The following is a 25,376-nucleotide window of genomic DNA, read 5'->3' on the forward strand; positions in this document are numbered from 1 at the left end:
CGGCCGCACGGGTGATCTCCGTCAAGCGGCAACCTGGAATACGGACCGCGCGTCCTCACCAGGGAAACCCTGGGGGTCGGATGAACAAGAAGCTGGTGGGCTCGGCCGTGGTCGGCGCGGCGGTACTGGCGATCGTGGCGGCGCAGTTCCTGAGCGGCCCGGACGCCGCACCGGCGGCCGCACCGCCGTCGACGCCGCCGACGACGATGCCCACCGCCACCACGCTGCCGTACCAGGAGACGAAGGAGATCTACGACTTCCCGGCCCAGCCGGGCAGCGAGACCGGCGGCTTCGACTTCGAAATCCCGGTCCCGACCGGCTGGACCGCCACGCACGACAAGGACCGCGCGACCTACCGCAGCGGCGAACTCGTGCTGGAGACCGATCGCGTGCCGATCACCCAGGAAGACGCGCTCAGCGCCCTGCAGGCCATCGCGAAGGCGAGCCCCCACCCCGGCACCGTCGCGAAGCACGCCGACGTCGGCTACGACGAAGCCGCCGAATGGGACTACTCCTACGTCCGCGACGGCGTGCTCCGGCAGGTGAACCTCGTCGGCGTCGGTGTCGGCGACGTGCTGATCACCATCCGCTACGAGGCTCCCCAGCCGGAGTTCCTCAGCCACGTGAACGTCCTGGCGGACGCCCTCGAGGTCAGCAGCGCGGGCTGATCACTTGAACGCCGCCTGGATCGGCCCGACCGCGAAGTACGCCACGAAGGCCAGCGCGATCACCCACATCAGCGGGTGCACCTGGCGGGCCTTGCCGGTCGCCGCGCGGATCACGACGTAGCTGACGAAGCCGGCGCCGATGCCGTTGGCGATCGAGTACGTGAACGGCATGACGACGATGGTCAGGAACGCCGGCAGCGCGATCGAGTAGTCGGTGAAGTCGATGTCGCGCACCTGCGACATCAGCATCGCGCCGACCACCACCAACGCCGGCGCGGCCGCCTCGACCGGCACGACCTGGTACAGCGGGGTCAGGAACATGGCGGCGATGAACAGCACGCCGGTGACGACGTTGGCCAGGCCGGTCCGCGCGCCCTCCGCGATGCCGGACGCCGACTCGACGAACACCGTGTTCGAGCTGGCCGAGCCGAAGCCGCCGGCCGCGCCCGCGAGGCCCTCGACGAACAGCGCCTTGCCGACGTTGGGCAGCTGGCCGTCCGGCGGCAGCAGGTCGGCTTCCTTCGCGAGGCCGGTCATGGTGCCCATGGCGTCGAAGAAGTCGGCGAGCACCAGCGTGAACACCAGCAGGCAGACGGTGATGATCGGCAGCCGCGTCCAGGCGCCGAAGGAGACGTCGCCGACCAGCGAGAGGTTCGGCAGGCCGAGCACCTGGTCCGGCAGCGCCGGGTAGCCGAGGTTCCAGCCGAGCGGGTTCGTGCCCTTCGACGGCCCGGCCTTGACGATCGCCTCGACGACGATGGCCAGCACCGTCGACGCCAGCACGCCGATGAGGATCGCGCCCTTGACCTTCCGCACCACGAGGATGCCGGTGACCAGCAGGCCGACGACGAACACCGCGGTCGGCCAGGAGGCGATCGAGCCGTTGATGCCCAAGCCGACCGGGACGGTGGTGTGCGCGGCGTCCGGCAGCCGGCGCACGAACCCGGCGTCGACCAGGCCGATCAGGCAGATGAACACGCCGATGCCGACGGCGATCGCGGACTTCAGCGCGGCCGGCACGGCCTTGAACACCGCGGTGCGGAAGCCGGTGAGCACGAGCAGGACGATGATCACGCCCTCGATGACCACCAGGCCCATCGCCTCGGGCCAGGTCATCTGCGGGGCGATGGTGACCGCGACCAGGCTGTTGATGCCGAGGCCGGTGGCGATCGCGAACGGGTAGTTCGCGACCAGGCCCATCAGGATCGTCATGACGCCGGCGACGAGCGCGGTCACCGCGGCCACCTGCGAGACGGGCAGGATGCCGCCGAGGAGGTCCTTGTGCGCGCCCGCGTCGTCGGCCGAGAAGCTGCCGATGATGAGCGGGTTCAGCACCACGATGTAAGCCATCGTGACGAAGGTGACCAAGCCGCCGCGCAGCTCGCGCGACACCGTCGAACCCCGCTCGGTGATCTTGAAGAACCGGTCCAGTGTGGACGTCCCCGCGCGGGTCGTCTCCTGCTCCGCCATTCGCCTGCCCATTCTCTCGCTGCTGCGGAGTACCCTGCACCTCGTGAGTGAACCGATCAATCCACCGGAGGTTACGGGCTCGTTGCGGCACACGCCGGAGCTGCCCAAGAGGCTGACCGACCTGACGCCGGTGGTGATCGTAGGCACCTCGATCTGGGCTGTCGCGCTGGTGGTGCTCTTCTTCACGACATCGGGGCTCTGGGTGCAGACGGCGCTGTCCGGCTTCGCGCTCGGCTTCGTCGGCCTGGCGATCATCGGCTGGCAACGCGCCGCCGCCCGCCGCGGCTCGAAGTCGGCCCAGCGGCTTTAGCTCAGGAGGGTCCGCGGTGAGGGGTCGTCGAGGAGCGCGGTGATCAGGTGCCGGTCGGGCCAGCGCCCGGCCGCCCAGGCGAACGCGCGGGCCAGGCCCTCGGACGTGTCCGCCGCGTGCAGCCGGCCGTCGGACCACCACTGGACGTCGTGCTCGGCGCCCTGGATCGCCACGGTCAGCGGGTCGTGCACCAGGACGCCCCCGTCGGGCAGCCGGACGCCGAGCTGGTCGGCGACGAGCTTCAGCGCGGGCAGCTCGGCCCAGGGCGCGTACTCGCCCTCGCTGGTCACCTCGGCGGGCGCGCCGCTCGCGAGCGGCAGGTCGAGCAGGTCGGCGAGCCGCTCCGGGTCCTCGGGGCCGACCACGTACCGGTCGGGCTCGAGCGCGCCGGCCACCCACGGCACGTCCAGCACGAGCGCGTCGTCCACAACGGACCCGTCCGCGGCCCGGATCCCCCGCGGCGCGCGCGGCCCGAGGCCCGACTCGACGACGGCGTCGTAAGCGCGGGTGGTCAGCCCCGGCGAGACCGCGCGCTCGGGGTCGGCGAGCCGGTCGAGGAGGTCGTCCGCCTCCTCCACTGTGGACAGTTCGAGGTCCGCCCGCACCCCGGCGGCCGCGAGGAGCTGCTCGCCGAGACCGAGGTCGGGAACCTCGTCGTAGAGCCCGGCCAGATCGGCGTCCGGCAGGCGCCATTCGTTCGGCGCGAACCCGCCGAGCACGGCGTACTGCGCGATCCACCAGGCGGCGTGCCCCCGCGGCGCGCGCAGGGCGTGCCAGGTCTCGGGCCGCGCGGCGAGCAGGCGCAGCGCGGCCGGCCAGGAGTCGTCGGCGACGAGGTCGAGGTCCCGGATCGCGACGAGCGTCGACGGCGGCTCCGGCAGCGAGTCCCACCAGGTTTCTTCGTCGGGCAGGTCGTGGTCGGGTTCGTGCGGCTCGTCGTCGACGACCAGCGCGAACGAGTCGAGCACCCCGGCGGCTTTCAGCGTGCCGGCCGGCCAGTCTTCGGCGAAGTCCTCGTCGAGCACGTCGAGCGCGCCGTCCTCTTCGAAGACCTCTTCGTCGAAGACGTCGATCAGCGGCGACGACGGGAGCACGAGTTCGTCGGCCCGCCGCCAGGTGTCGGTGGCGGGCAGCGCGAGCGCGCCGACCCAGCGCGGAGCATCGTCCCCGCAGTCGGCGACCAGCCGCAGCACGGCACCGGCGAGCGTCGTACCGTCCAATCCGGACCGCACGTCTTCGACGCTGCGCTCGACGGCGTCCCGCAGCTGATCGGCGTTGAGCAGCTCGCGCGCGTCGGCGTGCTTGGCCCCCAACCGTTCCAGCAACGGGTGCGACGCGGCCGGGTGCACCAGCCGCAGCCCCGGGATGTCCACATCGGACAACAGGTCGAGCAGCTCCGCGGAACCTTCGACCAGCAGGCACCCCCGAGCCCCGGGCAGCGTTCGCCCGTCCGACAGCGGAACCGGCAGACCGTCCAGTTTGGCCGCGGTGACCGCGTGCGAGTCGACGGCGATCGCGAGCGCGGCGTAGACCTCGCGCCACCACCCGGGATCCCGACTGACGCCGGTAAGCGTTTCCAGCACCTCTTCGATGCCGATCACTTGCCCCGAAACGGCTTTCAGCGCTTGCGCCGGCACGGACCCCTTGACCAGTCCCGGCACGAAGTCGGCGAGCAGCTCCGGCAGTCCGGGCACATCGACGTCGAGAACCCTTGCCTGTCGCCCGGAAACCTCTTTTCCGTCCTGAGTGGACACCCAAGTCTCGTTGCCCAGCGCGGCAAGCACTTCATCACGCAACTTGGCGTCCACAGTGGACTTCGGAAACCCGGGCACCGGAACGAGCACGAACCGGTGTTCCGCCGGCAGCAACCGGACAAGCCCGACGTACTCACCGGCGGCCTTTTCCAGCGCCGCGGTCAGCTCGGCCCCGGGCAACACCCGGCGGCGCGACGGTTCGACCGGAACGGACGCGAGCAGCCGAGCGGGCAACGAAAGCGCGTCATCGGTGGGCGTGGGCGCGCGCAGAACGTCTTCGCCGAGCGGCTCGGGTACGCCGTCCGGCCCGACCGGGACCGCCCAGACGACGTCACCGCGGTGCGTCAGCCACCGGGTTTCACTTACCGGGCCCCGAATTTCGACGACGTCCTGCGTCGAGGACCGCGTCCAAACGCGCCCCCCGACCTCGAACTCGGCCAGCCACGGCAGAGCGAGCAGCAGGTCGGCGACATCGCGCGCGAGCTCTTCGAGAAGAGCACCGCCGTCGACGTCGTCCCGCAGCGGCAGCCGGACCTCGGTGTCGAAGCCCTCCGGAACATCCCCGTCCACCGGCCACGGCAACCGCAGCACGGGAACCTCGCCGTCGATCCCGGCGGCCTTCCGAGTCCACTCGGCGGAGAAGGCGACCCCACCGGTCCGGGAGACGACCCGGGGTTCATCGGAAACGGTCCGCACGGCGGCGAACCCGACCCCGAACCGCCCGACGGTCTCGCCGGTCTTCCCGGAAGCCCGAAGCGAGGCCAGCGAAGCAACCCCGCGCGCGTCTAGCGGCGCACCGGTGTTGGCGAACCGGAGTTCCCGGTCCACAAAGGACACCCGAACCCGCCCCGGCACACCGGCGGCCATGGCGGCATCGGCGGCGTTCTGGGCCAGCTCGACGAAGAGCCGATCCCGATAAGCCCCGACCCGCAGATCCCGTTCGACGTTGGTGTCTTCGATGAGCCGCGTCGGCGAGTCCCGCCAAGCACGCAGGGTCGCCTCACGAAGCCGCCCGGAACCGAACGGATCGGCCCCGCCCGGCTCAGCGCTCACCGGCACCATCGATCGGAGCACCCTCCGACGCCTCGGTGACGACATCGTCGACGGGAGCGGCTTCGGGAAGCTCAACCTCATCAGCCGAGGCGGGCTCGCTCTCGGCATCGGCCTCACCAGGCTCGGCAACCGCATCGGTCACCTCAGCTTGAGTCGGCTCAGCTTCCGCGGGCTCAGGAACATCAGCTTCAACGGGCACAGCAGCATGCGGCTCCGCGCCACCATCGGCCACCTGGGACGACTCCGCCGCCACCGGCTCGGCAACCGCCGGCTCAGCCACGACCGGCTCCGCATCGGTCACCTCTGCGTGAGCCGACTCAGCAACCTCGGACTCGCCAACGGCCTCCGGCTCGGCACCGCCACCGGTCACCTCAGCCTGAGCCGACTCCGCAGTCTCAGCGCCCGCCGACTCAGCCGGCTCGGTCAACTCGACCTGAGTCGGCTCGGCAAGCACATCGGCCACCTCGGCCTGCGCCGACGCCGCCTCCACCGGCTCGCCAACCGCCGGTCCAGCCACCGCCGATTCGGCAGCAGCACCGCTGGCCTCGGCCTGAGTCGGCTCAGCCACCCCAGGCTCCACAACCGCATCGGCCACCTCCGCCTGAGCCGACTCCACCACCACCGGCTCCACAACCGCATCAGTCACCTCGGCCTGAGCCGCCTCCGCCGCCGCAGGCTCCACAACCGCGCCAGTCACCTCGACCTGAGTCGGCTCCACCGTCGCAGGCTCCGCGACCACATCAGCCACCTCACCCCGAGCCGGCTCCGCCGCAGCTTCCTCGGCGACCTCCGGCTCCACCTCCGCCGGCGACACGTCCGACTCCGCGACCGCCGTCTCCGGCTCGGCCGCCGCCGTCTCCACCACCTCCGGCGAAGGCGCCGGTGTGAAGTCCAGCAGTGAGTCGTCGTACACCAGCTCTGCCACCGGGACCGAGGACGTCACCTCGACCTCGACCTCCGAGTGGGCCCCACAGCCGTACTCCACGTCCACCACGTGGCCGTCCGCTGGGGCGATGTCGTTGCTGCACACGCCGAACACGCCGCGCAACGAGCCCGCCAGCTGGACGAAGAAGCCGCACGTGCCGCAGACGTCCGGGGCGCTGCGGGCCATGTCCGAACGCGGGCCGAACTCGCCGCTGTGCCAGCGGGACGCCGCTTCCGTGCGGCCGAAGCGGGACAGCACGTGGACGCGGCCCAGGCCCGCGTCGCGGGCGACCTCCTCCACCGCCGGGTCGTCCGACTGCAGGTACGCCGGGGCCAGGCGGGGGTCGTTCTCGTCCGTCGGGAAGATGTCGCCGACGCCCAGGTCGCCCGCGCGGACCCGGCGCTCCCACGGGACCCACGGCGGGGCGATCAGCGCCTCCGGGCCGGGCACCAGGACGACCTCGCTGACCGTCACCGGCTCTTCGTCGGCCGCCAGTGCGACGGTCACTGACCAGCGCCAGCCACGGTAGCCGGGTACCTGGGCCTCGAACAGGTGACTCGCTGTGACCGCGTCCTCGCGGGTGACCCCCACGTGGGCGCCGAGCTGCTCCCCGGGCGCTTCCTCCAGCACCGCGGCTCGCGCGAACTCCACCGCGTCAGCGAGTTTGCGCTGCACGGAACCGTCGTCGAGGGTCAGCAGCAAAGTCATGCGGCCAATTGTGCCGCACGCATCCGCGGCGCCCGTGCCAGGCTGTTCAACGTGCGCACGCCCATCGTCACGACCCTGCTGCTCGCCGCCGCCCTCGGCGGCTGCGCCGGTGCCCCCGAACAACAAGACGGCCCGGCGCGGCTCACCGTCGAAGTGGTCTCGACCTTGGCGCACGACCCCACCGCGTTCACCGAGGGCCTCGAGTTCGCCGGCGACACGCTCTACGAAAGCACCGGGCTCGCCGGCCAGTCGACGCTCACCGCCGGGCCGGCCGGCGGGCCGCCCGCCACGAAGGTCACGCTGCCGTCGCCGCTGTTCGGCGAGGGCGTCACCGTGCTCGGGCCGACGCTCTGGCAGCTCACCTGGCAGGACGGCGTCGCCATCGAGCGCGACGCGAAGACCCTCGCCGAGCTGCGGCAGGTGCCCTACGAGGGCGAAGGCTGGGGGTTGTGCCACCAGGCCGACGGACGGCTCGTCATGAGCGACGGCTCGTCGCGGCTCACCTTCCGCGACCCGAAGACCTTCGCCGTGACCGGGAGCGTCGACGTCGGCCGCGACCAGCTCAACGAGCTCGAGTGCGTCGGCGGCGACGTCTACGCAAACGTTTGGCACACCGACACGATCCTGCGGGTCGACGCCGCGACCGGGCACGTCACCGGCACCATCGACGCAGGTCGGCTGCGTGCCGAGGTGAACCCGGCGGACGCCGAAGCCGTGCTCAACGGTATCGCCGCCGTGCCGGGGACCGGCGATTTCCTCCTCACCGGGAAGCAGTGGCCGGTCACGTTCCGGGTGAGGTTCGTCCCGGTCTCCCCCTGAAAGCACGGATGAGCAGGCGGAACCGACCCCCGGTAAGGCAGGATTGACACGTGGCACTCTTCGGCTCCCGCTCCGACGGCTCCGGCTCGCAGCCGCGCGGCCGCAAGTCGAAGCGACGCTGGACGCCGGAGCCGGGCGCGGCGGAAGCGCGGTCCTGGCGCGAGGCCGCCCGGAACCCGCAGCCCACCCGCGTCGAGCAGCCCGGCCCGCCGCCGGCCGAGCACACCCGCGTCGAGCACCGCAGCGCGGCGCCGCCCACCCGAGCCGAACGGCCCGCGCCCCCGCCCCCGCCGCCCCCGCGCGGCGGGTACTACGGCGCGCCGGACGCGAACGAGGCGCCGACCGCGGCCGCGCCGATGGGGCACCGGCCGCCGCCGCCACGCGGGGCACGGCCTTACCCGCCGCACGACCCGCACCGCACCGAGCCCGTCCGCCGCGAACCCGGCGGCTTCTACCAGGGCGACCGGTACCCCGGCAGCGGCGAGTACGAGCACTACGACACCGGTGGCTACGCCGGTGAGCCGCGGCCGCCGGAGCCGGAGCCACTGCCGCCGCGTGAAGAACCGCGGACGCCGGGCGGCACGCCGAAGCTGCCGAAGAAGATCACCGTCACGCGCGTGGCGGCGATGCGCAGCCGCCAGCTGACCGGCCAGGCCGTCGGCGCCTTCCAGCGCGCGACGAAGGCCGACGGCGCCGAGAAGTCCGGCCTCACCTCGCTGACCTACGCCGTGATGCTGAACTACGCCAGCGACGCGGCGATGGCGATCGCGCTGGCCAACACCCTGTTCTTCGCCGCGACCAGCGGCGAGAGCAAGGGCAAGGTGGCGCTCTACCTGCTCATCACGATCGCGCCGTTCGCGCTGGTCGCGCCGGTGATCGGGCCGGCGCTCGACAAGGTGCAGCGCGGCCGCCGGCTCGCCATGTGCGCGTCGTCGGTCGGCCAGGGCCTGATGGCCGTCGTGATGGCGCTGCACTTCGACGACTGGCTGCTCTACCCGGCCGCGCTCGGGATGATGGTGCTCTCGAAGTCGTTCACCGTGCTCAAGGCCGCGGTGACGCCCCGGGTGCTGCCGTCCGAGATCACGCTGTCCAAGACCAACGCCCGGCTGACGACGTTCGGCCTGGTCGCCGCGGGCGCGTTCGGCGCGCTGGCCAGCGGCATCAACGCCATCTCCGGGTCGGCGGGCGCGCTGTGGTTCACGGCGCTGATCTGCGTCGCCGCCGCCGTGCAGTCGATGCGGATCCCGGCCTGGGTGGAGGCGACCGAGGGCGAGGTCCCGACGTCGCTTTCGGCCCACCCGACCGAGAAGAAGCGCCGCCAGCCGATGGGGCGCCACATCGTCGTCGCGCTGTGGGGCAACGGCTCGGTGCGCATCCTCACCGGCTTCCTCATGATGTTCGCCGCGTTCGCGGTGAAGGCCCAGACCGAAGGCAGCGGGCAGACGCCGTTCATGCAGCTGCTGCTGCTCGGCGTGATCGGCGCCGCGGCGGGCGCCGGCGGCTTCCTCGGCAACGCGCTGGGCTCGCGGCTGCACTTCGGCAGCCCGGACCAGGTGATCGTCGGGTGCGTGGCGGGCTGCGTGCTGGCCGCGCTGGTCGCGACGATCCTGCCCGGCCTGGCCACGGCCGCGATCGTCGGCCTGGTCGGCGCCACGGCCAGCGCGCTGGCGAAGATCAGCCTCGACGCCGTCATCCAGGAAGACCTGCCCGAGGAGTCGCGCGCGTCGGCGTTCGGCCGTTCGGAAACCGTGCTGCAGCTGGCCTGGTGCCTCGGCGGCGCGGTCGGCCTGCTGCTGCCGCCGACGTACTGGATCGGGTTCCTGGTCATCACGGTCGTGCTGGCGGTCGGCCTGACCCAGACGTACCTCGTGCGCCGCGGCGGCTCGCTCGTGCCGGGCCTCGGCGGCGACCGGCCGCTGCGCCCCGAGCCGACCGGCAGCTTCCCGGCCCAGGGCCTGCCCAGGGACCCGGCGCCCCGCCGGTAGGGTCTGAGCCCATGCGACGTTCCCGGGTGGTGGCCCTGCTTGCGGCCGGTGGGTTCGCGGTGGCCGGCTGCTCGGCACCCGGCCCGGCCGAGGTCACGTTCTACGCCGACGGCCACACGATCAACACCGCGCCGGTGCTGTCCTGCGACTACTCGCGGCAGCTGGCGCAGCCGTGCAGCGCCAAGGGCGACACGAAGACGCTGAAGGTCCGCCCGGGCAAGCCCGTGCAGATCTCCGTGCCCGGCGAGGTCGCGGACGCGCCGTGGCAGATCGTCTACGAGTACGTCACCCCGCAGGGCGAGTACAAGCAGAGCGACCCGATCCCGTTCACGTCGCTGGACCGCTACGCGTACACGGTCACACCGCCGACGCCCGCCGACCGCATCTCGGCGGTCGACGTGCAGAAGTACACGGCCGTGCTGAACTCCAGCACCGGTGAGTCCGGGCTGCTGCCCAGCGACGTGTGGGGTCTCCGGCTGGAGGCTTAGGGATCGAGGTCCCGAGCCACCGCGCGCATGATCTCGCCGATCTGCTTGGTGTGCTTGCGGTCCGGGTAGCGGTTGCGCCGCAGGTCCGGCTGCACCTTCAGCTCGAGGAGCTTGATCATGTCCTCGATCAGGCCGTGCAGCTCCTCGGCCGGGCGGCGACGAGCCTCGGCGACGGACGGCGGCGGGTCGAGCAGCCGGACGGAAAGCGCTTGCGGACCGCGGCGGCCGTCGGCGACGCCGAACTCCAGCCGCTGACCGGCCTTGAGCCCCTCGACGCCCTGCGGCAGCGCGGCCTTGCGGATGTAGACGTCGGCGCCACCGTCCTGCGTGACGAACCCGAACCCCTTCTCCGCGTCGTACCACTTGACCTTGCCGGTCGGCACTTCCCTCACCAATCCTTCTGCTGTCCCGCTCACGACGAACGCGCCCGGGGGCGTACCCAGGGCGCGCTCCTGAAAGGGTATCTCGCCACACGCCCTGGGGAGAAGTCGATACTCTGCCGTTCGGTACCGATCCGACTTCAGCCACGGCCGATGGCACTCGCACCAGCGGTTTCTTATCGCTGGGGGGGTCGGCCTACTTCCGGTCGGATCGGTACCGGCGGATACCCTCTGCGTCATGACGACCGCGACGAAGGAGGCCACCGTGGCCGCCCCCGGCAAACCGTTCCTGATGCGCCTCGGCATCGGCTTGTTCGGCATCGGCATGCTGGCCGTGCTCGCCGTGTTCATCATGTTCGCCGCCGGCCTGGAGAACCTGCCGATCTGGCTTTCGGTCGCCGCCGGTGTCGTCACCCCCCTCGGGCTGCTGCTGGGCCTGATCGCGCTGGTCCGCGAGGCACGCGCCAAGAACTAGGAGACGGCCGCGAAGGTCTTCTCGAACCAGTCCGGGAACTCGGTCAGCGACTCGAACACCACCTCCGCTCCTTCGCTCAGCAGGAGCGCGCGATCGCACGGCCCCGTCGTGACGCCGACCGCGATCGCGCCGGCGGCCAGCGCGCCGCGGATGTCGCCCGCGTGATCTCCGACATACACGCGGGCGTCGTGCGCCAGGAGCGCTTCGGCCTTCCGCGTGGACCACAGCTCGCCGACGACCTCGTCGACCTCCAGCCCGAGCGCGTCGACGTGCAGCTGCGCGTTGGGCCCGTACTTGCCGGTGACGACGAGCGTGCGGCCGCCGGCCCGGTGTACCGCGCGCAGTGACTCGACCGCGCCCGGCAGCGCGACCGTGCTCGGCACGACCATGTCGGGGTACAGCGCGCGGAACCGGTCGACGAGCCCCGGGATGCGTTCTTCCGGCGCCTCGAAGCCGCGCAGGATGTCGTCGAGCGGCGGGCCGAGGTTGGCCGCGAACGCGGCACCGTCGAGCGGCAGGCCGGATTCGGCGCCGAGCGCGTTCATCGCCGCGGCCATGCCCGGCCGCGCGTCGATCAGTGTCATGTCGAGGTCGAACCCCACCGTGATGCCCACGCCCGACACGTTAGCCGGAGGGTCCGACAGTTTTACACGAAAGACGATCATGTACAGCGTCTTGACAGCGGAGCGATCTGTGTCAAGGTGAGGGTGTGACCAGCTTCACTGACCGGACGAAGGCGTCCCTGCGGGAAGCGCTGCTGGACGCCGCCGCCGAACTGCTGCCGGACCGCGGGCACGCGGGCCTGCGGATGGCCGACGTGGCGGCGCGGGCCGGGGTGAGCAGGCAAACCGTCTACAACGAGTTCGGCAACAAGGCGGCGCTGACCCAGGCGGTGGCGCTGCGCACCGCGTCGGAGTTCCTCGACGGGATCCGGCAGCGGTTCGAAACGGCGGACGGGCTCCTCGCGGGCATCCACCACGCCGTGGTCTACACGATCGAGCACGCGCGGGAGAACCGCCTGGTCGCGGCGGCGCTCGGCACGGAAGCGGGCGAGGACCTGCTGCCCCTGCTCACGACCAGGGGCGAGCCCATCCTCACCGCGGCCGCCGACCTCGCCGCCGGGCACTACCGGGACTTCGAGCCCGGTCTCTCGGCGGAGTCCGCGGCCCTGCTCGCGGAGACCGTCGTGCGGCTTTCCCTGTCGCACCTGGTGCTCCCGACGCACTCCGCGACGGAGGCGGCCGACGCCGTCACCGCCGTGCTGGCCCCCGCCATCCGCCAATTCGTCCACAATGGAGTGACACGATGACCGACACGCTGCCCGAGCTGCGGACCGGCTTTTCCTCGCTGCGCAAGGGCGGGCTCAACTGGGACTCCTTCCCGCTGCGGCTGTTCGTCAAGGGCAACAAGAAGTTCTGGAACCCCGCCGACATCGACTTCAGCCGCGAACGCGAAGGCTGGGACACGCTCAACCCGGAGCAGCAGCGGAGCACGACGTACCTGGTCGCGCAGTTCATCGCCGGCGAAGAAGCCGTCACCGAGGACATCCAGCCGTTCATGCGCGCGATGTCGGCGACCGGCCGGTTCGGCGACGAGATGTACCTGACGCAGTTCTGCTTCGAGGAGGCCAAACACACGGAAGTGTTCCGCCGGTGGATGGACGCCGTCGGGCTGACGGCGGACCTCCACCCCTTCGTCGCCGAAAACCCGCACTACCGCAAGCTGTTCTACGAGGAGCTCCCGCGGTCGCTGCGCGCGCTGGAGGACGATCCCAGCCCGCTCAACCAGATCCGCGCGAGCGTGACGTACAACCACGTGATCGAAGGCAGTCTCGCGCTGACGGGCTACTACTCGTGGCAGCTGATCTGCACCCAGCACGACATCCTGCCGGGCATGCAGGAACTCGTCCGCCGCATCGGCGACGACGAGCGCCGCCACATGGCGTGGGGGACGTTCACGTGCCGCCGCCACGTGGCCGCGGACGACTCCCTGTGGGACGCGGTGCAGCAGCGGATGGGAGAGCTGCTCCCGCACGCGCTCAGCATGATCCAGTGGGTGCAGGACCAGTTCGAGGAACTGCCGTTCGACAACGACCCGCAGGAGATCATCCAGTACGCGGCGGACCGGGCGCAGCGCCGGCTCGGCGCGATCGAGTCGGCGCGGGGGATGCCGGTGGAGCAGATCGACCTGGACTACTCGCCGGAGCACCTCGAGGAAACGTTCGGCGAGGAAGACGCGAAGGCGATCGCCGAGGCGGCCGCGGCCGTCGGCTGACGTGCCTTTCGTGAAGGCCACCTTCAGGAAATTATAGTCCCTCAAGGTGGGGTGGATTCACATGATGGTCGCGACACGATCGTTTGCTGACCAGACAGTAGCGCTGCGAGGGCCTCGGCTGGTGTGCCAGTCGAGGGTCTCGCGTGGCCACCCATTGAGTTCGGCTGCAACCCGCCCCAGCTCGGTTGCGCTGCGCCGGGAGAGGTCCGTGCCCTTGGGAAAGTACTGCCTGAGCAGCCCGTTGGTGTTCTCATCGCTGCCCCGCTGCCACGGTGTGTGCGGATCACAGAATAAGATCTTCAAGCCCGCATCCACGGTGATCTTCCGGTGCTGCGCCACTTCTTTGCCCTGATCCTAAGTCAGCGACCCCCGCAGCATCGGCGGCAACGTCAGGACCACCTCCGTCATCGCCGCCGTGACAGTGGCCGCGTCCCGTCCGCCGTACAGGCGCAGCAACATCACGAACCACCCCGCCTGCCACAGCGTACTTGGGGGACAGCCAGCTTCGCCGGCTTATGTCACACGAGGGCCGTGACCGGCGCCAGTCAGGCAGGCGATCTGTTTCCGCTCGCGGGGGTCAGCCGGACCGGGCCTGGCTGGCGGGGTGCGTTACCGATCACCCGCCGGCCTGCCAGAACGGCACTTCTGGACTCGCGTCATCGCAACCTCGCCCTTCACCTGGGCGGTGTTGCACCTAGTCGAACATCGATCGACCGAAGCAGCACAAATCACTCTGTATCGATTGGGCTGTCTCCCACGACCGCACTACTTTCAGTAACTCCAACTTTTCGCTGGAAGCGACGTTCGGCGTCAACCAACAGCCCTTGACGAATCTGGACGAACTCGGCGATCTTGCGCTTTTCCAAGAGTCTCAGAGCTTCCCTGTTGAAGCTATGGGAACGGAGCACTCTGTCGTCAGCACCGGACAACTCGTCCTGAACCCAGCGCCAGAGGTATCCATTTGCCACATGAGGCGGGCGGATCATTCGATTCGCCGGATTCCCAGAAATTTCCTTGGGAATTGCTCCGACAATATGCCCTACGGCACTGGGTCCCTTTTTTGCTATCTCAAACCACGGGTCTTCGATAACCGTTCCGTCAACCTCACGAGGCTGCAGCGAAAGCATAACCAAAAGAAGAGCGCGAGTTCGCGCACTGCGCATGTCAAAGTTGGCAGGATACGGCAAGGCGCTGGCCTCGAGGTCAAAATTCTCAAGCGCCCCAGGGACACCGTTTTCCGCAATAGTGCGAAATTCCGCAACAAGTGAATTGACCCGAGACGGGTTGGCGCCCCCGAACCATCCGGAGAATGAGGAAACCCAAAACCAACGTTGCAGAAAAGCGTACTGTTTCTTTGTCGGCCTCGGAGCTTTGTCAAAGAACGCACTCAGAACCACCAACTGCATCGAGTACGGGAGAAGCCTGCTGATTTTGACACCCTCACCGTGAAGGAAATCCAAAGCAAGCCCCAGACTTGCCGTCGCACTCTTCACACCCTCATGCAGCTTCGCACCGAGATCCTTCCTTCTAGTGCTCGCCAACCTCGTCCAGTCGGTACGGTAAATATCTTCATCCAAATTGGCGAGAATTGCCCGCAAGATCGCCGTCCGATCGACGTCCCCAAAGTTCTTCTCACCAAGACCCATTAGGATCTCATCGATTTTCGAAGCAAGATCGAATTGTTCGGCGTCGCCATCTTGATTATACATGAGCGCGCTTACCATTTGATCAGCACTCATTGACTGGCCTTTTGAATTAAGGCGAGCGAAAATTTCGACCGCCTCGGAAAGGCCCGTCTGCCTGATCCGGATCACAGGAACACGGTAGTGCTGAAAAGCCCTGGCAACCCTACTCAACTCCTGAATTCGAGCTTCGGCCACCTGTCCCGATCCCTCAATCGCCTTTCGCGCGGTATCAACCGCCTCAAAGAACAGCAGCGTATCCAGCAGCGAAGTCAGCGGAAAAAGGACCCCAGGCTGATCCTCTGCCCGACCGTGCTGGAACCGGGAAGTCTGCATGTTCCACGCAAGGTTCCAACGACCGGAATCTTGGTCATTGTCGCCAGGGATACTTCCATCACGCGCAACCAATGCTCCGGCCAAAGTCGACAGACGCTGATGGCCGTCCAGCAAATAGCCGGCATGGCGATCGTCGCCAGTCGGAAAGCTAAACGGGCCCAAACGAGGCAAAGTGGCGATCGATACGTCAGTCTCCCAGACCAACAGGCTGCCGATCGGATACTGATTGTAAACAGAGTCGAGCAGGTCGGTCATCTGATCGCGACGCCACACAAACGGCCGCTGAAACCTCGGGATGCGAATCTTTCCCTTTGTCAGCTCATCCAACAGCTCCGACAAGAACATGACTTCGGGGCGCACCTCAACAACGGGGCCGCCCCTGTCAGCCGCGGTCATAGATTCCCCTCCAAGGTATCGAGCAGGCCGTTAAGCTCATTCTTTCCATCGCGATAATGCAGGTCATGCACTTCTATAGTGTGATAAAAGTTATTCAACAGATCCAAAACGAAATCCCCCAAGCCGAGCTTCACCATCGTGTTGGCGGGATAGATTTTTGAAACCGCAATCTCGCCGCCAGACAGCCCCTCTTTCATTGGGTAATGATCTCGCGCTTCACGACCAAGCGACGTGATCATCAAACCGGCAGGCCTTCGATCAACACGCTTTTCGCAGTAGGCAAGGAGCGCTCGATCAGGTATGTAGTTTTCTATTGTACGCTTGGAGAGAACATGTGAAATCACACCAAGTTTTTGAGCTTTACGCGACACTTCCACTGCATTATTCGCCGGGGCTCCAGGACTCTTTGCATCACTATCCGCCACGGCCATGACTCGCGGCAAGGTCCCTACAGGCCCAGCTTTTGACCGCTCCTCTACAACACGACTCAACGCCTTCGGGATCTCACCAATGCCGCCAGCATTGTACAGCTCCACATGCGGCGGATTGACGTCGAAGAATCGCTTCAGTGCCGGCCGCAACTTGGCCACCAGCATCCTCAGCCATGCACCATCGGTTTCGACATTTTCGAGAATTACCGTCAGTGGAAACGATACAAAGTTCGCCAATTTTTTCGGGTCACAATGACTACAGTTACTCATCGGAAATATCTTGAACTTGGCACTGACCGCCCTCTTGTACGACTGCTTCACGGAGTCCTCGTAGAGCCGCCATATTGAGCTCGGAATTATTTTTTCGAGCTCGCTGACCCGAGGTTCGACCAGGATGTTCCTTCCGCTCTCGACACTCTGGAGAACCCTGATGAGGTCCTTCACATTTTTCGGCAAGAAAATAGGACAGTCTGCAGAAAACCGCAAGAGCATCTCGGCCTACTCCATCTCACCTGAGGCCGATAAGCGAGACGTCACGATCGCCTCAGCTTCTTCGATATCATCCTCGAATATTCCGGCGGGCCAGTTGCGCGCGATTCCTTGGCGGTCTATGGCGACTTCATTGACACTATGATCACTGTCGACGAAGTAAATGCCCACATCAGATGGACTTATCAAACCTTCGGCTATACGACGCCTGATCCTCAATATGAAGTTTTCCGAATGAGTCTCGACGACAACTCGCGCTTTCTCCGATGTCCCGATCGCAAGATCCGCAAGTCCGCCATGAGCCGAAGGATGAAGATGCTCTTCGGGCTCTTCAACCACGACAAGACTGGTCCCTCCAGAATCAATGGCCGCGACGGCCATATTGGCAACCATGGTAAGCGCCGATTGCGTGCCTCGTCCTGCATGAGCGAGATTTACCGCGCCATTGCCTGTGTCAACAAGGAACCTGAAGGCAAACCCAGCACGATCAATCATGATTCGGGTTCCATCTAGGTTCTTGGCGAACCAATCTTCGACCGTATCCCTCACAGTCGCGCTGCTCGCAAGCACGTAGGGTACTTCGAATACGGAAGGTGAATTGGGTGCGCGCATCTGATACGTTGCATGGATGGCCGGTCGAGCTCCAGGGATATGCATCACCTGGTCCGAAATTTGTGCCAACTCTGCCTGCCTGGCGCGAAGTGCCGCATACCGCTCGCCACCTCTCTCACCCATGATCTTCTTCCAAGATTCATGCGACTCCGCAAGGCGACGCGAAGATTCGAATATCAAGGCTCCGTCGTCGACATCCACAAATACAGGTGCAACCATCTCTTGCCCAGAATATCCCACGATACGTTGCAGCTCGACACGAAGAGCCGAAGAGCCAAACTCAACACCAAGCATTATCGAGGGATGAGCCTGACTTGCACTCGCCACGTCAAGAAAAGAATTTCCGAAAGACAAAACAGGCGTGCGCAGTCGGAACATCTCAGCGCTTGACAGACTCGCCAGCGCAAAAATCGGCAACCGAGCAAGACTGGTCTTGCCGCTATTGTTCTTGCCGAACAGGACCGTCAGGCGCCGAAGCTCCACACGAACATGCTGGTCAAATGCCTTGTAGCCGCGGCATTCAATGGCTGTCAGAGCCACAGCAACCTCCGAATCGCGGCATCCATCCTCCTACCTGGCAGGCCGACCAGCATACAGCGCACCTCACGCAGCCGCACGAAGTTCTTCGAGATGTTTCGACCCTCAACCAGGTTAGAACTTGCTTTCGACGAGGCATTGGCCCTTATCAACCAGTGACTCGGAAGTCAACCGCCGAATTGCTGACCCTTGAGTCGGCCGGCACCGATCCGCCGGTCGCATTGAGAGCGATCTGTCTCATGGGATGCCTTGGAAGCACCTCCGCTCCCTGAGGTAAATCGAAGCGCCACCACGAGACCAGTCGCCAAGGCATGCGGCAGGTCAGTTGCGCAAAGCGTTGTCGCCCCACAGCCACATCAAGATTGCTCTCGGCGCAGATGGCGGAGGCCATCTGCGAAATGGAACGGCGCGGCAGTCAGCCGGAAAGAACCGGATCCGGTCATCTGCATGTTCAGATGATCTGAAACCGATCACACTAAGTGTGCTGCTCAAGGCACCCTCGCCGCACCGTCGTGACTGTCGTCGGCGCTCGTGGGAGGGCCACTTGAGCCGGTCGTCCGGCGCAGCGCCGTCCTCGACCGGGGTGCCGCCGCAGCAGTCCGCGAAGGCGATGGCCGCGGCTGACGTGCCCGTTCGCAAAAGGCCACCTTGAGGAGGTTGTAGTTCCGCAAAGCGGCCTTCACGATCTTTCAGGAACTCACCATTCCCAGCCGAGGATGATCGTCGCTTGCCTCCCTTCGCGCGGTTGCGAAGGGCCAACGCCCGGACGTCCCGAGTGGTTTAGGCGTGCTTCGCCGCGGCTGCGTTCTCCAGGCCCAGCAGGGTGATCGACTTCTCCCGCATCTCCACCTTGCGGACCTTCCCCGTCACCGTCATCGGGAACTCCTCGACGACGTGGACGTACCGCGGGATCTTGTACCGGGCCAGCTTGCCCTCGCAGAACTCCCGCACCTTCTCGGTGGTCAGCGGTTCGGCGCCGTCCCGCATCCGGACCCACGCCATCAGTTCCTCGCCGTACTTCTCGTCCGGCACCCCGATCACCTGCGCGTCCAGGATGTCCGGGTGCGTGTAGAGGAACTCCTCGATCTCCCGCGGGTACAGGTTCTCCCCGCCCCGGATCACCATGTCCTTGATCCGCCCGGTGATGTTGACGTACCCGGCGCCGTCCATGACCGCCAGGTCGCCGGTGTGCATCCACCGCGCGGCGTCGATCGCCTCCGCGGTCTTGTCCGGCTGCTCCCAGTACCCCAGCATCACCGAATAGCCGCGGGTGCACAGCTCACCCGGCTCGCCGCGCGGCACCGTCAGCCCGGTCTCCGGATCCACCACCTTGACCTCCAGGTGCGGCCCGACCCGGCCGACCGTGGAGACCCGGCGCTCGACCGAATCGTCCGCGCGGGTCTGCGTCGACACCGGCGAGGTTTCGGTCATGCCGTAACAGATCGACACCTCACCCATGCCCATCCGTTCGATGACCTGCTTCATCACCTCCACCGGGCACGGCGACCCCGCCATGATCCCGGTCCGCAACGACGACAGGTCGAACTCGCCGAAATCGGAGTGGTTGAGCTCGGCGATGAACATCGTCGGGACGCCGTAGAGCGACGTGCACCGCTCCGCCGCCACCGCCTCCAGCGTCGCCTTCGGATCGAACGCCGGCGCCGGGATAACCATGCACGCGCCGTGGCTGGTGCAGGCCAGGTTGCCCATCACCATCCCGAAGCAGTGGTAGAAGGGCACCGGGATGCACACCCGGTCCGCCTCCGTGTACCCGCACAGCTCCCCGACGAAGAACCCGTTGTTCAGGATGTTGTGGTGCGACAGGGTCGCGCCCTTCGGGAAGCCCGTCGTCCCGGACGTGTACTGGATGTTGATCGGGTCGTCCGCCGACAACCCCGCCTGCAGGTGCGCCAGCCGCGCCGGGTCACCGCCCGACTCCAGCAGGCCCTGCCAGGTTTCGCTGCCCAGGATCACGACGTGCTCGAGCGCGGCGCACTTCTCCCGCACCTCCTCCACCATCGCCGGGTAGTCGGAGGTCTTGAACGCGTCCGAAGCCACCAGCAGCCGGATCCCGGCCTGGTTCAGCACGTACTCCAGCTCGTGCGACCGGTAGGCGGGGTTGATGTTGACCAGGATCGCGCCGATCTTCGCCGTCGCGTACTGCAGGAACGTCCACTCCGCCCGGTTCGGCGACCAGATCCCCACCCGGTCGCCCTTGCCGATCCCCCGCGCGAGCAGCCCCAGCGCCAGCGCGTCCACCTCGGCGGCCAGCTCCCGGTAGGTCCACCGCTTCCCCGCGGCCCGGTCCACCAGGGCGTCCCGGTCCCCGAACGCCGCCACCGTCCGATCGAAGTTGTCCCCGATCGTGTCCCCGAGCAGCGGCACCTCGGAGATCCCCGAGGCGTAGCTCGGCAGGGCGGGCGCGTCAGGCATGGTGCCTCCTGAAGTCGACGGTGACTGCCGCCGAGTCTAAGAACCGCCGTAGCCGGTAGCCAGTCGCCGGGAAGTTCCGCTTCGGCGGCCACGATCGGTGGCAGGATTCCACTCGGAAGAGGGAGGGAATCCGATGCGAAGAATCCTGGCTCTGCCTTCGGTGGTCCTGGTGCTCGTGCTCGCCGTGGCCACCCCGGCGCCGGCGGCGACCCGCGTGATCGTGCTGCCCGGCGCCACGTCCGCCGAAGGGATCACCCCGGCCGGCGGCGGCACCCACTACACCGGCGACCTCATCGCCGGCACGATCTTCCGCGAGGACGTCAAGCGGGGGACAGCCGAGCGCTTCATCGAAGCGCCACCCGGGCAGATGGCGGCCGGGGTGGACCTGGACCGGCGCCACGACCTGCTGTTCGTCGCCGGCGGCAAGGGCGGCAAGGCCTACGTCTACAACGTGCGCACCAAGGCGAAGGTCGCGGACTTCACCTTCGGCGACCCGCAGACCTCCTACGTCAACGACGTGGCGGTGACCCCGTACGGCGCGTGGTTCACCGACTCCTACCACCCGCAGCTGTTCTTCGTGCCGAACGTCGGTGGCGTGCTCGGCACCCCGCGCACCCTGCCGCTGAGCGGGCCGGGGGCGGGCGGCTCCCCCGACACCTTCTTCATGAACGACATCATCGCCACGCCGGCCGGCGACGCCCTGCTCGTGGCCGCCACGACGCCCGGGAAGGTGTACAAGATCAACCCGGCCACCGGGGTCAGCGCGGAGATCGCGGGCGTGACCGCGCCCAGCGTCGTCAGCCTCGTGCTGGACGGCCGCCGGCTGTGGGCGGTGCAGCTCGACGACACGATCAGCCGGTGGTGCCTCGACGGCGACCTGAGCCGCGGCACCGCGGCCGGCACGATCACCGATCCGCTGTTCGACCAGCCGGTTTCGGCGGCGAAGGTCGGCGATCGGCTGGCCGTCGTCAACTCCCACATCTTCAGCGGTTACCCGCCCACCAGCCCGACCTACGAGGTCCTTCTCGTCGACGCGTGACTGGTAGGGTCCGGACGGACTTCGAGGGGGCGATCGATGGCCGGCCAGGGGTTTCGCGACGAGCTGACCCAGTTGCTGCAGGCGCGCTACCCGCTGCTGGTCGTCGAGACGCACGAAGAGCAGCGGGTGCTGCGGGAGATCCGCGCGGTCGCGGAGGACCAGCAGCGGCTGCGGACGCCGCGCCGGGTGTACGTCTGGTCGTCGACCACCGGGCTCGCGCCCGCGGGTGGCCCGCCGATCAGCGACACCCGCACCGCGGCCGCCGCGCTCGAGCGGGTCTACGGCTGGGGTGAGCCCGCCGTGTTCGTCTTCGCCGACCTGCACCCGTCGCTGGTGTCCGAAGGCGGGCACCGGCCCGACCCGGACGTCGTGCGCCGGCTGCGCGAGCTCGCGGCCGCGTTCAAGACCCGGCCGGTGCCGCTGAGCCTGATCCTCGTGTCGCCGTCCCTGCCGGTGCCGCCGGAGCTGGAGCACGACGCGACCGTCGTCGACTTCCCGCTGCCCGACCAGCGCCAGATCGGCGAGCTGCTGGACGGCATGGTCGCCGCGCACCGGCAGAACGTCCGGATCAGCATCGACCGCGACGACCGGGACATGATCGTCGCCGCGGCGCGCGGGCTGACGCTGCCCGAAGCCGAGAACGCGTTCGCCAGGGCCCTGGTCGAGGGCGGCGGGCTCGACCCCAGCGACCTCGAGCTGATCCTCGCCGAGAAGCGCCAGGCCGTCCGCCGGTCCGGGATGCTCGACATCGTCCCGGCGGAGACGAGCTTCGACGCCGTCGGCGGGCTGGACCGGCTCAAGCGCTGGCTGACCAAGCGCACCGGCACGTGGACGCCCGCCGCGTCGGCGTACAACCTCGCGGCGCCGAAGGGCCTGCTGCTCACCGGCGTGCCCGGCTGCGGCAAGAGCCTGTCCGCGGTGTGCGTCGCGAACATGTGGCGGCTGCCGCTGCTGCGGCTGGACCTCGGGCGCGTCTTCGCCGGGCTCGTCGGCTCCAGCGAGAAGAACATCCGCACGGTCATCCGCACCGCGGAAGGCATCGCGCCCTGCGTGCTGTGGGTCGACGAGATCGAGAAGGGCCTCGCGGGCGCGGGCGGCGGAGGTGACGGAGGCACCGCGCGGCGCGTGTTCGGCACGTTCCTGTCCTGGATGCAGGAGAAGTCGGCGCCGGTGTTCGTGATGGCGACCGCGAACCAGGTCGGCTCGCTGCCGCCGGAGTTCCTGCGCAAGGGCCGGTTCGACGAGATCTTCTTCGTCGACCTGCCCTCGGCGCCCGAGCGCGCCGCGATCTGGCGGATCCACCTGGCCAAGCGCGTCACCGACGCGTTCGTGGCCAGCGAGCTGCCGCTGGACGACGCGCTGTTCGCCGAGCTCGCCGACGTCAGCGCGGGCTACAGCGGCGCCGAGATCGAGCAGGCCGTGCTCTCCGGGCTGGTCGACGCGTTCGCCGAGAAGCGGCCGCTGCGCCGCGACGACCTCGTTCGCGCGGTGAAGTCGACCGTGCCGCTGTCGGTCACCCAGGCCGACGAGATCCTGGCCATCCGGAACTGGGCGGAGACCCGGGCCGTCGCCGCGACGGACACCACCGCCAAGGTCGACACCGCCGCCCGTGTTTCGGCGCCGCCGCCGGAGTCCCCGAGGGGAAGGACGATCGACGTATGACGCACCGGGTGACCGTCACCATCGCCAAGGACGGCTCGATCAGCGCCGAAACGCACGGCGTGACCGGGTCCAAGTGCCTCGACTACATCCCGCTGCTCGAGGACCTGCTCGGCGCGGAAACGGTGTCGTCGGAGTTCACCGAGGACTACCGGCGGACCGCCGCCGAGGTCGAGAACACGGCGACGCAGCAGCAATGGAACTCCTGAACCTGCACCGGATCGTCGACGTCACCGCGGCCGAAGGTCCCGGTCTGCGGTGCGCGGTGTGGACGCAGGGGTGTTCGGTGCGCTGCCCGGGCTGCTTCAACCCGCAGACGTGGACGACGCGCGGCGGGACACCGATGCCGTGGCCGGACCTGGTTTCGCACGTGCTCGCGATTCCCGGGATCGAAGGCGTCACGCTGCTCGGCGGCGAGCCGTTCGACCAGCCCGAGCCGCTGGGCCACTTCGCTTCCGCCGTGCGCGAAGCGGGGCTTTCGGTGATGACGTTCACCGGGCACGTCCTGGCGGACCTGCCGCCGTCGGAGCTGCTCGACTCGACGGACCTGCTGGTGGACGGACCGTTCCTGGCGGACCGGCCGGAGCCGTCGCGGCCGTGGGTGGGGTCGGTCAACCAGCGGTTCCACTTCCTGACCGATCGCTACGACGAGTCGATCTTCACCACGCCGAACCGCCTGGAACTGACGATCGCCCCGGACGGCGCGATCGAGCTGAACGGGTTCGCCACCACCGAAGTACTGGAAGCGCTGCTCGAAGGGGATCACCGATGAGTGTCACGCTGAAGCTGCGAAGCGAAGCGCTGGCCCAGCTCAACGCCGCGACGATCGCCGCGCACGCGCAGGCGCAGCCGGGCGTCGTCACCGTGCGGACCCGGATGCGGCACCGCGACCTGCTGGCCCGCGCGCTCACCGGGCTGCGGGCGCAGGTCACCGACGACGGCAACTCGGTCGTCGCCGCGTGGGAGGGCCGCCGGATCACGTTCGTCTACGGCCCCGAAGGCGTCCAGCTGGCCCACGTCGACGGTCCCGGCCTCGCCGAGGCCGAAGCCCAGCGGCTGGTGCTGTCGGTCGACGAGGCGTACGCCGCCCAGGTGCAGCAGGCGGTGCTCGCGCGGCTGAAGGCGCGCGCGGCTTCGAACGGCATGGTCGTCGAATCGGAGCGGGTGAACGCCGACCAGTCGATCAGCGTCACGCTGGCCGCCACGTCGTGACCGAGGTCAGGGTCGGGCTGATCGAGTTCGGCAAGGCGCTCAACGACTCCGTCACCCTCCCCGGCCTCGGCGAGCTCCCGGGCGGCCAGGTCAGCGCGGGCCGCGCGGTCCGCGGCGCCCGCGCGCGGCTGCGGCGGGGTGATCTCGTCCTCGCGGACAACCTGCGCCTCGGGATCATGGTGCGGAAGAAGTTCTTCTCCAGCGACGTCGAGGCGGTCACGGACGCCGGGTTCCTCAAGGACGTCTTCGTCGCCGTCGGGCGGCGCGACCTGGCGAACGGCGACTCGCTGGAGCTGTACACCGACGACGCCGTCGGCCCGGACACCGGCCGTCAGGACGGCGTCGGTTCGGTGCTGGCGCCGGGTTTCGACCAGCTGACGGGGTTCCACGCTTCGGTGGTCGTCCGTGAAGGGGTGCTGCGCTTCGGGGCGTTGGTCTCGCTGGTGCGGGGCGGGCGCCCGGCCGGCGAGCCGATGCGGGTGCTCGGGCTGTTCGGCCCGGCGGGTCCGCTCGAGGAGCTGCCGCCGGGGCCGCCGGGCACGGTGCTGCTGGGCTTCCAGTGCGACGTACCCCCGCTGGCCGGCGACGCTTTGGTGGCGTTCCAGGAGCCCGCGCACGACTTCCTCGAGCGGCGCGAGGGGGCCGTGCTGGTGCACGGCGTCAGCGACCTGGGCAACGGTTCGGTGGTGGCGGCGGTCGAGGTGCCGGAGGGGCGCAGCGCGGCGTTCACCACCGGGTCGCCGGCGCGGGTGCTGCGGCCGATCGGGACGACGTTCAACGAGCGGAGCACGGTCGTTTCCCCGGACCTGCGGATCCTGTCGCTGGCGAGGGACGGGGTGGCGGTGCGGTCCAGCGGGGGGACGCGGGTGTTCACGGTCGGGTTGGCGACGCGGGACCTGCGGGAGAACGATCTGATCGAGGCGTACGTCCCGGCTGCGATGCCCGCTTTGGCTCCGCCTCCTGCGCCCGCCCCGGTGTCGGTGGACGTGAACACGGCTTCCGGCCCGGAGCTGGCGTCGTTGCCGGGACTGTCGCCGTCGCGGGTGACGACGGCGTTGGAGCTGCGCCGGCGGCAGGGCGGCTTCCCCGACGTGGAGGCGTTCGGCGTCGCGATCGGCTTGCAGCCGCACGAGATCGTCCGCCTGCGCGGACGGGCGACGGCCAGTCGGGTGGCAGCGCCCGAGACGGGCGTGCGCCAGCTCGACATCTGAAGCGGCGGGTGGCGGTTCCGCTACGCTCGG

At 68.4% G+C, this 25,376-nt stretch carries 23 protein-coding genes and 1 pseudogene; 14 read left to right on the plus strand and 10 right to left on the minus strand.

What is annotated here, in order from left to right; all coding sequences use genetic code 11:
* The first annotated feature begins 80 nt into the window (after positions 1–80).
* Positions 81–668: a hypothetical protein gene (locus tag AB5J73_RS07370; RefSeq protein ID WP_370968947.1), complete on the plus strand. Its 588-nt coding sequence runs from the start codon at positions 81–83 to the stop codon at positions 666–668.
* Here AB5J73_RS07370 and AB5J73_RS07375 read toward each other — a convergent pair whose 3' ends face one another.
* Positions 669–2,138: an NCS2 family permease gene (locus tag AB5J73_RS07375; protein WP_370972992.1), complete on the minus strand. Its 1,470-nt coding sequence runs from the start codon at positions 2,136–2,138 to the stop codon at positions 669–671.
* 82 nt (positions 2,139–2,220) lie between these two features.
* On the opposite strand from AB5J73_RS07375, the gene AB5J73_RS07380 reads away from it, so the two are divergent.
* Positions 2,221–2,448 (plus strand): DUF2530 domain-containing protein, encoded by a 228-nt coding sequence (locus tag AB5J73_RS07380; RefSeq protein WP_308673962.1) that lies wholly within the window; start codon positions 2,221–2,223, stop codon positions 2,446–2,448.
* Here AB5J73_RS07380 and AB5J73_RS07385 read toward each other — a convergent pair.
* Together AB5J73_RS07385 and AB5J73_RS07390 are read right to left on the minus strand one after the other, a co-directional pair.
* Entirely contained in the window at positions 2,445–5,264 is a 2,820-nt protein-coding gene (locus AB5J73_RS07385) for a sacsin N-terminal ATP-binding-like domain-containing protein (RefSeq protein ID WP_370968948.1), read from the minus strand. The genes AB5J73_RS07380 and AB5J73_RS07385 overlap by 4 nt on opposite strands.
* Positions 5,245–6,888, minus strand: coding sequence for a DUF3027 domain-containing protein (locus AB5J73_RS07390; RefSeq protein WP_370968949.1), 1,644 nt, complete (start codon positions 6,886–6,888; stop codon positions 5,245–5,247). The genes AB5J73_RS07385 and AB5J73_RS07390 overlap by 20 nt, the downstream gene beginning before the upstream one ends.
* A gap of 51 nt (positions 6,889–6,939) precedes the next feature.
* Here AB5J73_RS07390 and AB5J73_RS07395 point away from each other — a divergent pair, with 51 nt between their 5' ends.
* Genes AB5J73_RS07395 through AB5J73_RS07405 form a run of 3 tightly spaced genes read left to right on the plus strand, consistent with a single transcriptional unit; the run spans position 6,940 to position 10,180 of the window.
* Positions 6,940–7,707, plus strand: coding sequence for a glutaminyl-peptide cyclotransferase (locus AB5J73_RS07395; protein ID WP_370968950.1), 768 nt, complete (start codon positions 6,940–6,942; stop codon positions 7,705–7,707).
* Between the two features lie 50 nt (positions 7,708–7,757).
* Complete coding sequence (locus AB5J73_RS07400) at positions 7,758–9,692, plus strand: MFS transporter (protein WP_370968951.1); 1,935 nt, start codon at positions 7,758–7,760, stop codon at positions 9,690–9,692.
* Positions 9,693–9,703: 11 nt separating this feature from the next.
* Positions 9,704–10,180, plus strand: coding sequence for a DUF2771 family protein (locus AB5J73_RS07405; protein WP_370968952.1), 477 nt, complete (start codon positions 9,704–9,706; stop codon positions 10,178–10,180).
* On the opposite strand, the gene AB5J73_RS07410 is transcribed toward AB5J73_RS07405, so the two are convergent.
* Positions 10,177–10,563 carry a cold-shock protein gene (locus AB5J73_RS07410; RefSeq protein ID WP_086861937.1) on the minus strand — a complete coding sequence of 129 codons (387 nt, stop codon included), beginning with the start codon at positions 10,561–10,563 and terminating at the stop codon, positions 10,177–10,179. The genes AB5J73_RS07405 and AB5J73_RS07410 overlap by 4 nt on opposite strands.
* A 235-nt stretch (positions 10,564–10,798) precedes the next feature.
* Here AB5J73_RS07410 and AB5J73_RS07415 point away from each other — a divergent pair, with 235 nt between their 5' ends.
* Entirely contained in the window at positions 10,799–11,035 is a 237-nt protein-coding gene (locus AB5J73_RS07415; RefSeq protein WP_370968953.1) for a hypothetical protein, read from the plus strand.
* Here AB5J73_RS07415 and AB5J73_RS07420 read toward each other — a convergent pair.
* Entirely contained in the window at positions 11,032–11,649 is a 618-nt protein-coding gene (locus AB5J73_RS07420; protein ID WP_370968954.1) for an HAD family hydrolase, read from the minus strand. The two genes, AB5J73_RS07415 and AB5J73_RS07420, sit on opposite strands and share 4 nt — an antisense overlap.
* 95 nt (positions 11,650–11,744) lie before the next feature.
* Between AB5J73_RS07420 and AB5J73_RS07425 the strand changes: the two genes are divergently transcribed.
* Both AB5J73_RS07425 and AB5J73_RS07430 read left to right on the plus strand, forming a co-directional pair.
* Positions 11,745–12,344: a TetR/AcrR family transcriptional regulator gene (locus AB5J73_RS07425; protein ID WP_370968955.1), complete on the plus strand. Its 600-nt coding sequence runs from the start codon at positions 11,745–11,747 to the stop codon at positions 12,342–12,344.
* Positions 12,341–13,309 (plus strand): R2-like ligand-binding oxidase, encoded by a 969-nt coding sequence (locus tag AB5J73_RS07430; protein WP_370968956.1) that lies wholly within the window; start codon positions 12,341–12,343, stop codon positions 13,307–13,309. Before AB5J73_RS07425 ends, AB5J73_RS07430 begins: the two co-directional genes overlap by 4 nt.
* 57 nt (positions 13,310–13,366) lie before the next feature.
* Here AB5J73_RS07430 and AB5J73_RS07435 read toward each other — a convergent pair.
* From AB5J73_RS07435 to AB5J73_RS07455, 5 genes and pseudogenes are all read right to left on the minus strand, one after another.
* Positions 13,367–13,651 (minus strand): annotated as a pseudogene (locus AB5J73_RS07435) (IS30 family transposase); the annotation flags it as partial.
* Positions 13,652–14,037: 386 nt separating this feature from the next.
* Positions 14,038–15,723, minus strand: a complete 1,686-nt coding sequence (locus tag AB5J73_RS07440; RefSeq protein ID WP_370968957.1) for a DUF262 domain-containing protein — start codon at positions 15,721–15,723, stop codon at positions 14,038–14,040.
* Positions 15,720–16,475 carry a hypothetical protein gene (locus AB5J73_RS07445; protein ID WP_370968958.1) on the minus strand — a complete coding sequence of 252 codons (756 nt, stop codon included), beginning with the start codon at positions 16,473–16,475 and terminating at the stop codon, positions 15,720–15,722. Before AB5J73_RS07445 ends, AB5J73_RS07440 begins: the two co-directional genes overlap by 4 nt.
* A gap of 177 nt (positions 16,476–16,652) precedes the next feature.
* Positions 16,653–17,795, minus strand: a complete 1,143-nt coding sequence (locus AB5J73_RS07450; RefSeq protein ID WP_370968959.1) for an AAA family ATPase — start codon at positions 17,793–17,795, stop codon at positions 16,653–16,655.
* 777 nt (positions 17,796–18,572) lie between these two features.
* Positions 18,573–20,225, minus strand: a complete 1,653-nt coding sequence (locus AB5J73_RS07455) for an AMP-binding protein (RefSeq protein WP_370968960.1) — start codon at positions 20,223–20,225, stop codon at positions 18,573–18,575.
* Between the two features lie 133 nt (positions 20,226–20,358).
* Between AB5J73_RS07455 and AB5J73_RS07460 the strand changes: the two genes are divergently transcribed.
* The 6 genes from AB5J73_RS07460 to AB5J73_RS07485 are packed head-to-tail and all read left to right on the plus strand — an operon-like array spanning position 20,359 to position 25,346.
* Positions 20,359–21,264 (plus strand): hypothetical protein, encoded by a 906-nt coding sequence (locus AB5J73_RS07460; protein WP_370968961.1) that lies wholly within the window; start codon positions 20,359–20,361, stop codon positions 21,262–21,264.
* A 36-nt stretch (positions 21,265–21,300) separates the two neighbouring features.
* Entirely contained in the window at positions 21,301–22,926 is a 1,626-nt protein-coding gene (locus AB5J73_RS07465) for an AAA family ATPase (protein ID WP_370968962.1), read from the plus strand.
* Positions 22,923–23,132, plus strand: a complete 210-nt coding sequence (locus tag AB5J73_RS07470; protein ID WP_370968963.1) for a DUF2997 domain-containing protein — start codon at positions 22,923–22,925, stop codon at positions 23,130–23,132. The genes AB5J73_RS07465 and AB5J73_RS07470 overlap by 4 nt, the downstream gene beginning before the upstream one ends.
* The gene (locus tag AB5J73_RS07475; protein ID WP_370968964.1) at positions 23,120–23,695 is read left to right on the plus strand and encodes a 4Fe-4S single cluster domain-containing protein; all 576 of its coding nucleotides are present in this window, start codon (positions 23,120–23,122) and stop codon (positions 23,693–23,695) included. Before AB5J73_RS07470 ends, AB5J73_RS07475 begins: the two co-directional genes overlap by 13 nt.
* Positions 23,692–24,135, plus strand: a complete 444-nt coding sequence (locus AB5J73_RS07480) for a hypothetical protein (RefSeq protein WP_370968965.1) — start codon at positions 23,692–23,694, stop codon at positions 24,133–24,135. Before AB5J73_RS07475 ends, AB5J73_RS07480 begins: the two co-directional genes overlap by 4 nt.
* Entirely contained in the window at positions 24,132–25,346 is a 1,215-nt protein-coding gene (locus tag AB5J73_RS07485) for a helix-hairpin-helix domain-containing protein (RefSeq protein WP_370968966.1), read from the plus strand. The genes AB5J73_RS07480 and AB5J73_RS07485 overlap by 4 nt, the downstream gene beginning before the upstream one ends.
* Positions 25,347–25,376 lie beyond the last annotated feature (30 nt).

This window comes from Amycolatopsis sp. cg9 (assembly GCF_041346945.1).
In the GTDB taxonomy this organism is placed as follows: domain Bacteria; phylum Actinomycetota; class Actinomycetes; order Mycobacteriales; family Pseudonocardiaceae; genus Amycolatopsis.

Bases quoted from the DNA above. Each gene is read 5' to 3' on its own strand.
- AB5J73_RS07370 (WP_370968947.1), top strand. From the start codon at position 81: ATGAACAAGAAGCTGGTGGGCTCGGCCGTGGTCGGCGCGGCGGTACTG.
- AB5J73_RS07430 (WP_370968956.1), top strand. From the start codon at position 12,341: ATGACCGACACGCTGCCCGAGCTGCGGACCGGCTTTTCCTCGCTGCGC.
- AB5J73_RS07470 (WP_370968963.1), top strand. From the start codon at position 22,923: ATGACGCACCGGGTGACCGTCACCATCGCCAAGGACGGCTCGATCAGC.
- AB5J73_RS07385 (WP_370968948.1), bottom strand. From the start codon at position 5,264: ATGGTGCCGGTGAGCGCTGAGCCGGGCGGGGCCGATCCGTTCGGTTCC.
- AB5J73_RS07440 (WP_370968957.1), bottom strand. From the start codon at position 15,723: ATGACCGCGGCTGACAGGGGCGGCCCCGTTGTTGAGGTGCGCCCCGAA.
- AB5J73_RS07475 (WP_370968964.1), top strand. From the start codon at position 23,120: ATGGAACTCCTGAACCTGCACCGGATCGTCGACGTCACCGCGGCCGAA.
- AB5J73_RS07460 (WP_370968961.1), top strand. From the start codon at position 20,359: ATGCGAAGAATCCTGGCTCTGCCTTCGGTGGTCCTGGTGCTCGTGCTC.
- AB5J73_RS07480 (WP_370968965.1), top strand. From the start codon at position 23,692: ATGAGTGTCACGCTGAAGCTGCGAAGCGAAGCGCTGGCCCAGCTCAAC.
- AB5J73_RS07455 (WP_370968960.1), bottom strand. From the start codon at position 20,225: ATGCCTGACGCGCCCGCCCTGCCGAGCTACGCCTCGGGGATCTCCGAG.
- AB5J73_RS07415 (WP_370968953.1), top strand. From the start codon at position 10,799: ATGACGACCGCGACGAAGGAGGCCACCGTGGCCGCCCCCGGCAAACCG.
- AB5J73_RS07465 (WP_370968962.1), top strand. From the start codon at position 21,301: ATGGCCGGCCAGGGGTTTCGCGACGAGCTGACCCAGTTGCTGCAGGCG.
- AB5J73_RS07375 (WP_370972992.1), bottom strand. From the start codon at position 2,138: ATGGCGGAGCAGGAGACGACCCGCGCGGGGACGTCCACACTGGACCGG.
- AB5J73_RS07405 (WP_370968952.1), top strand. From the start codon at position 9,704: ATGCGACGTTCCCGGGTGGTGGCCCTGCTTGCGGCCGGTGGGTTCGCG.
- AB5J73_RS07390 (WP_370968949.1), bottom strand. From the start codon at position 6,888: ATGACTTTGCTGCTGACCCTCGACGACGGTTCCGTGCAGCGCAAACTC.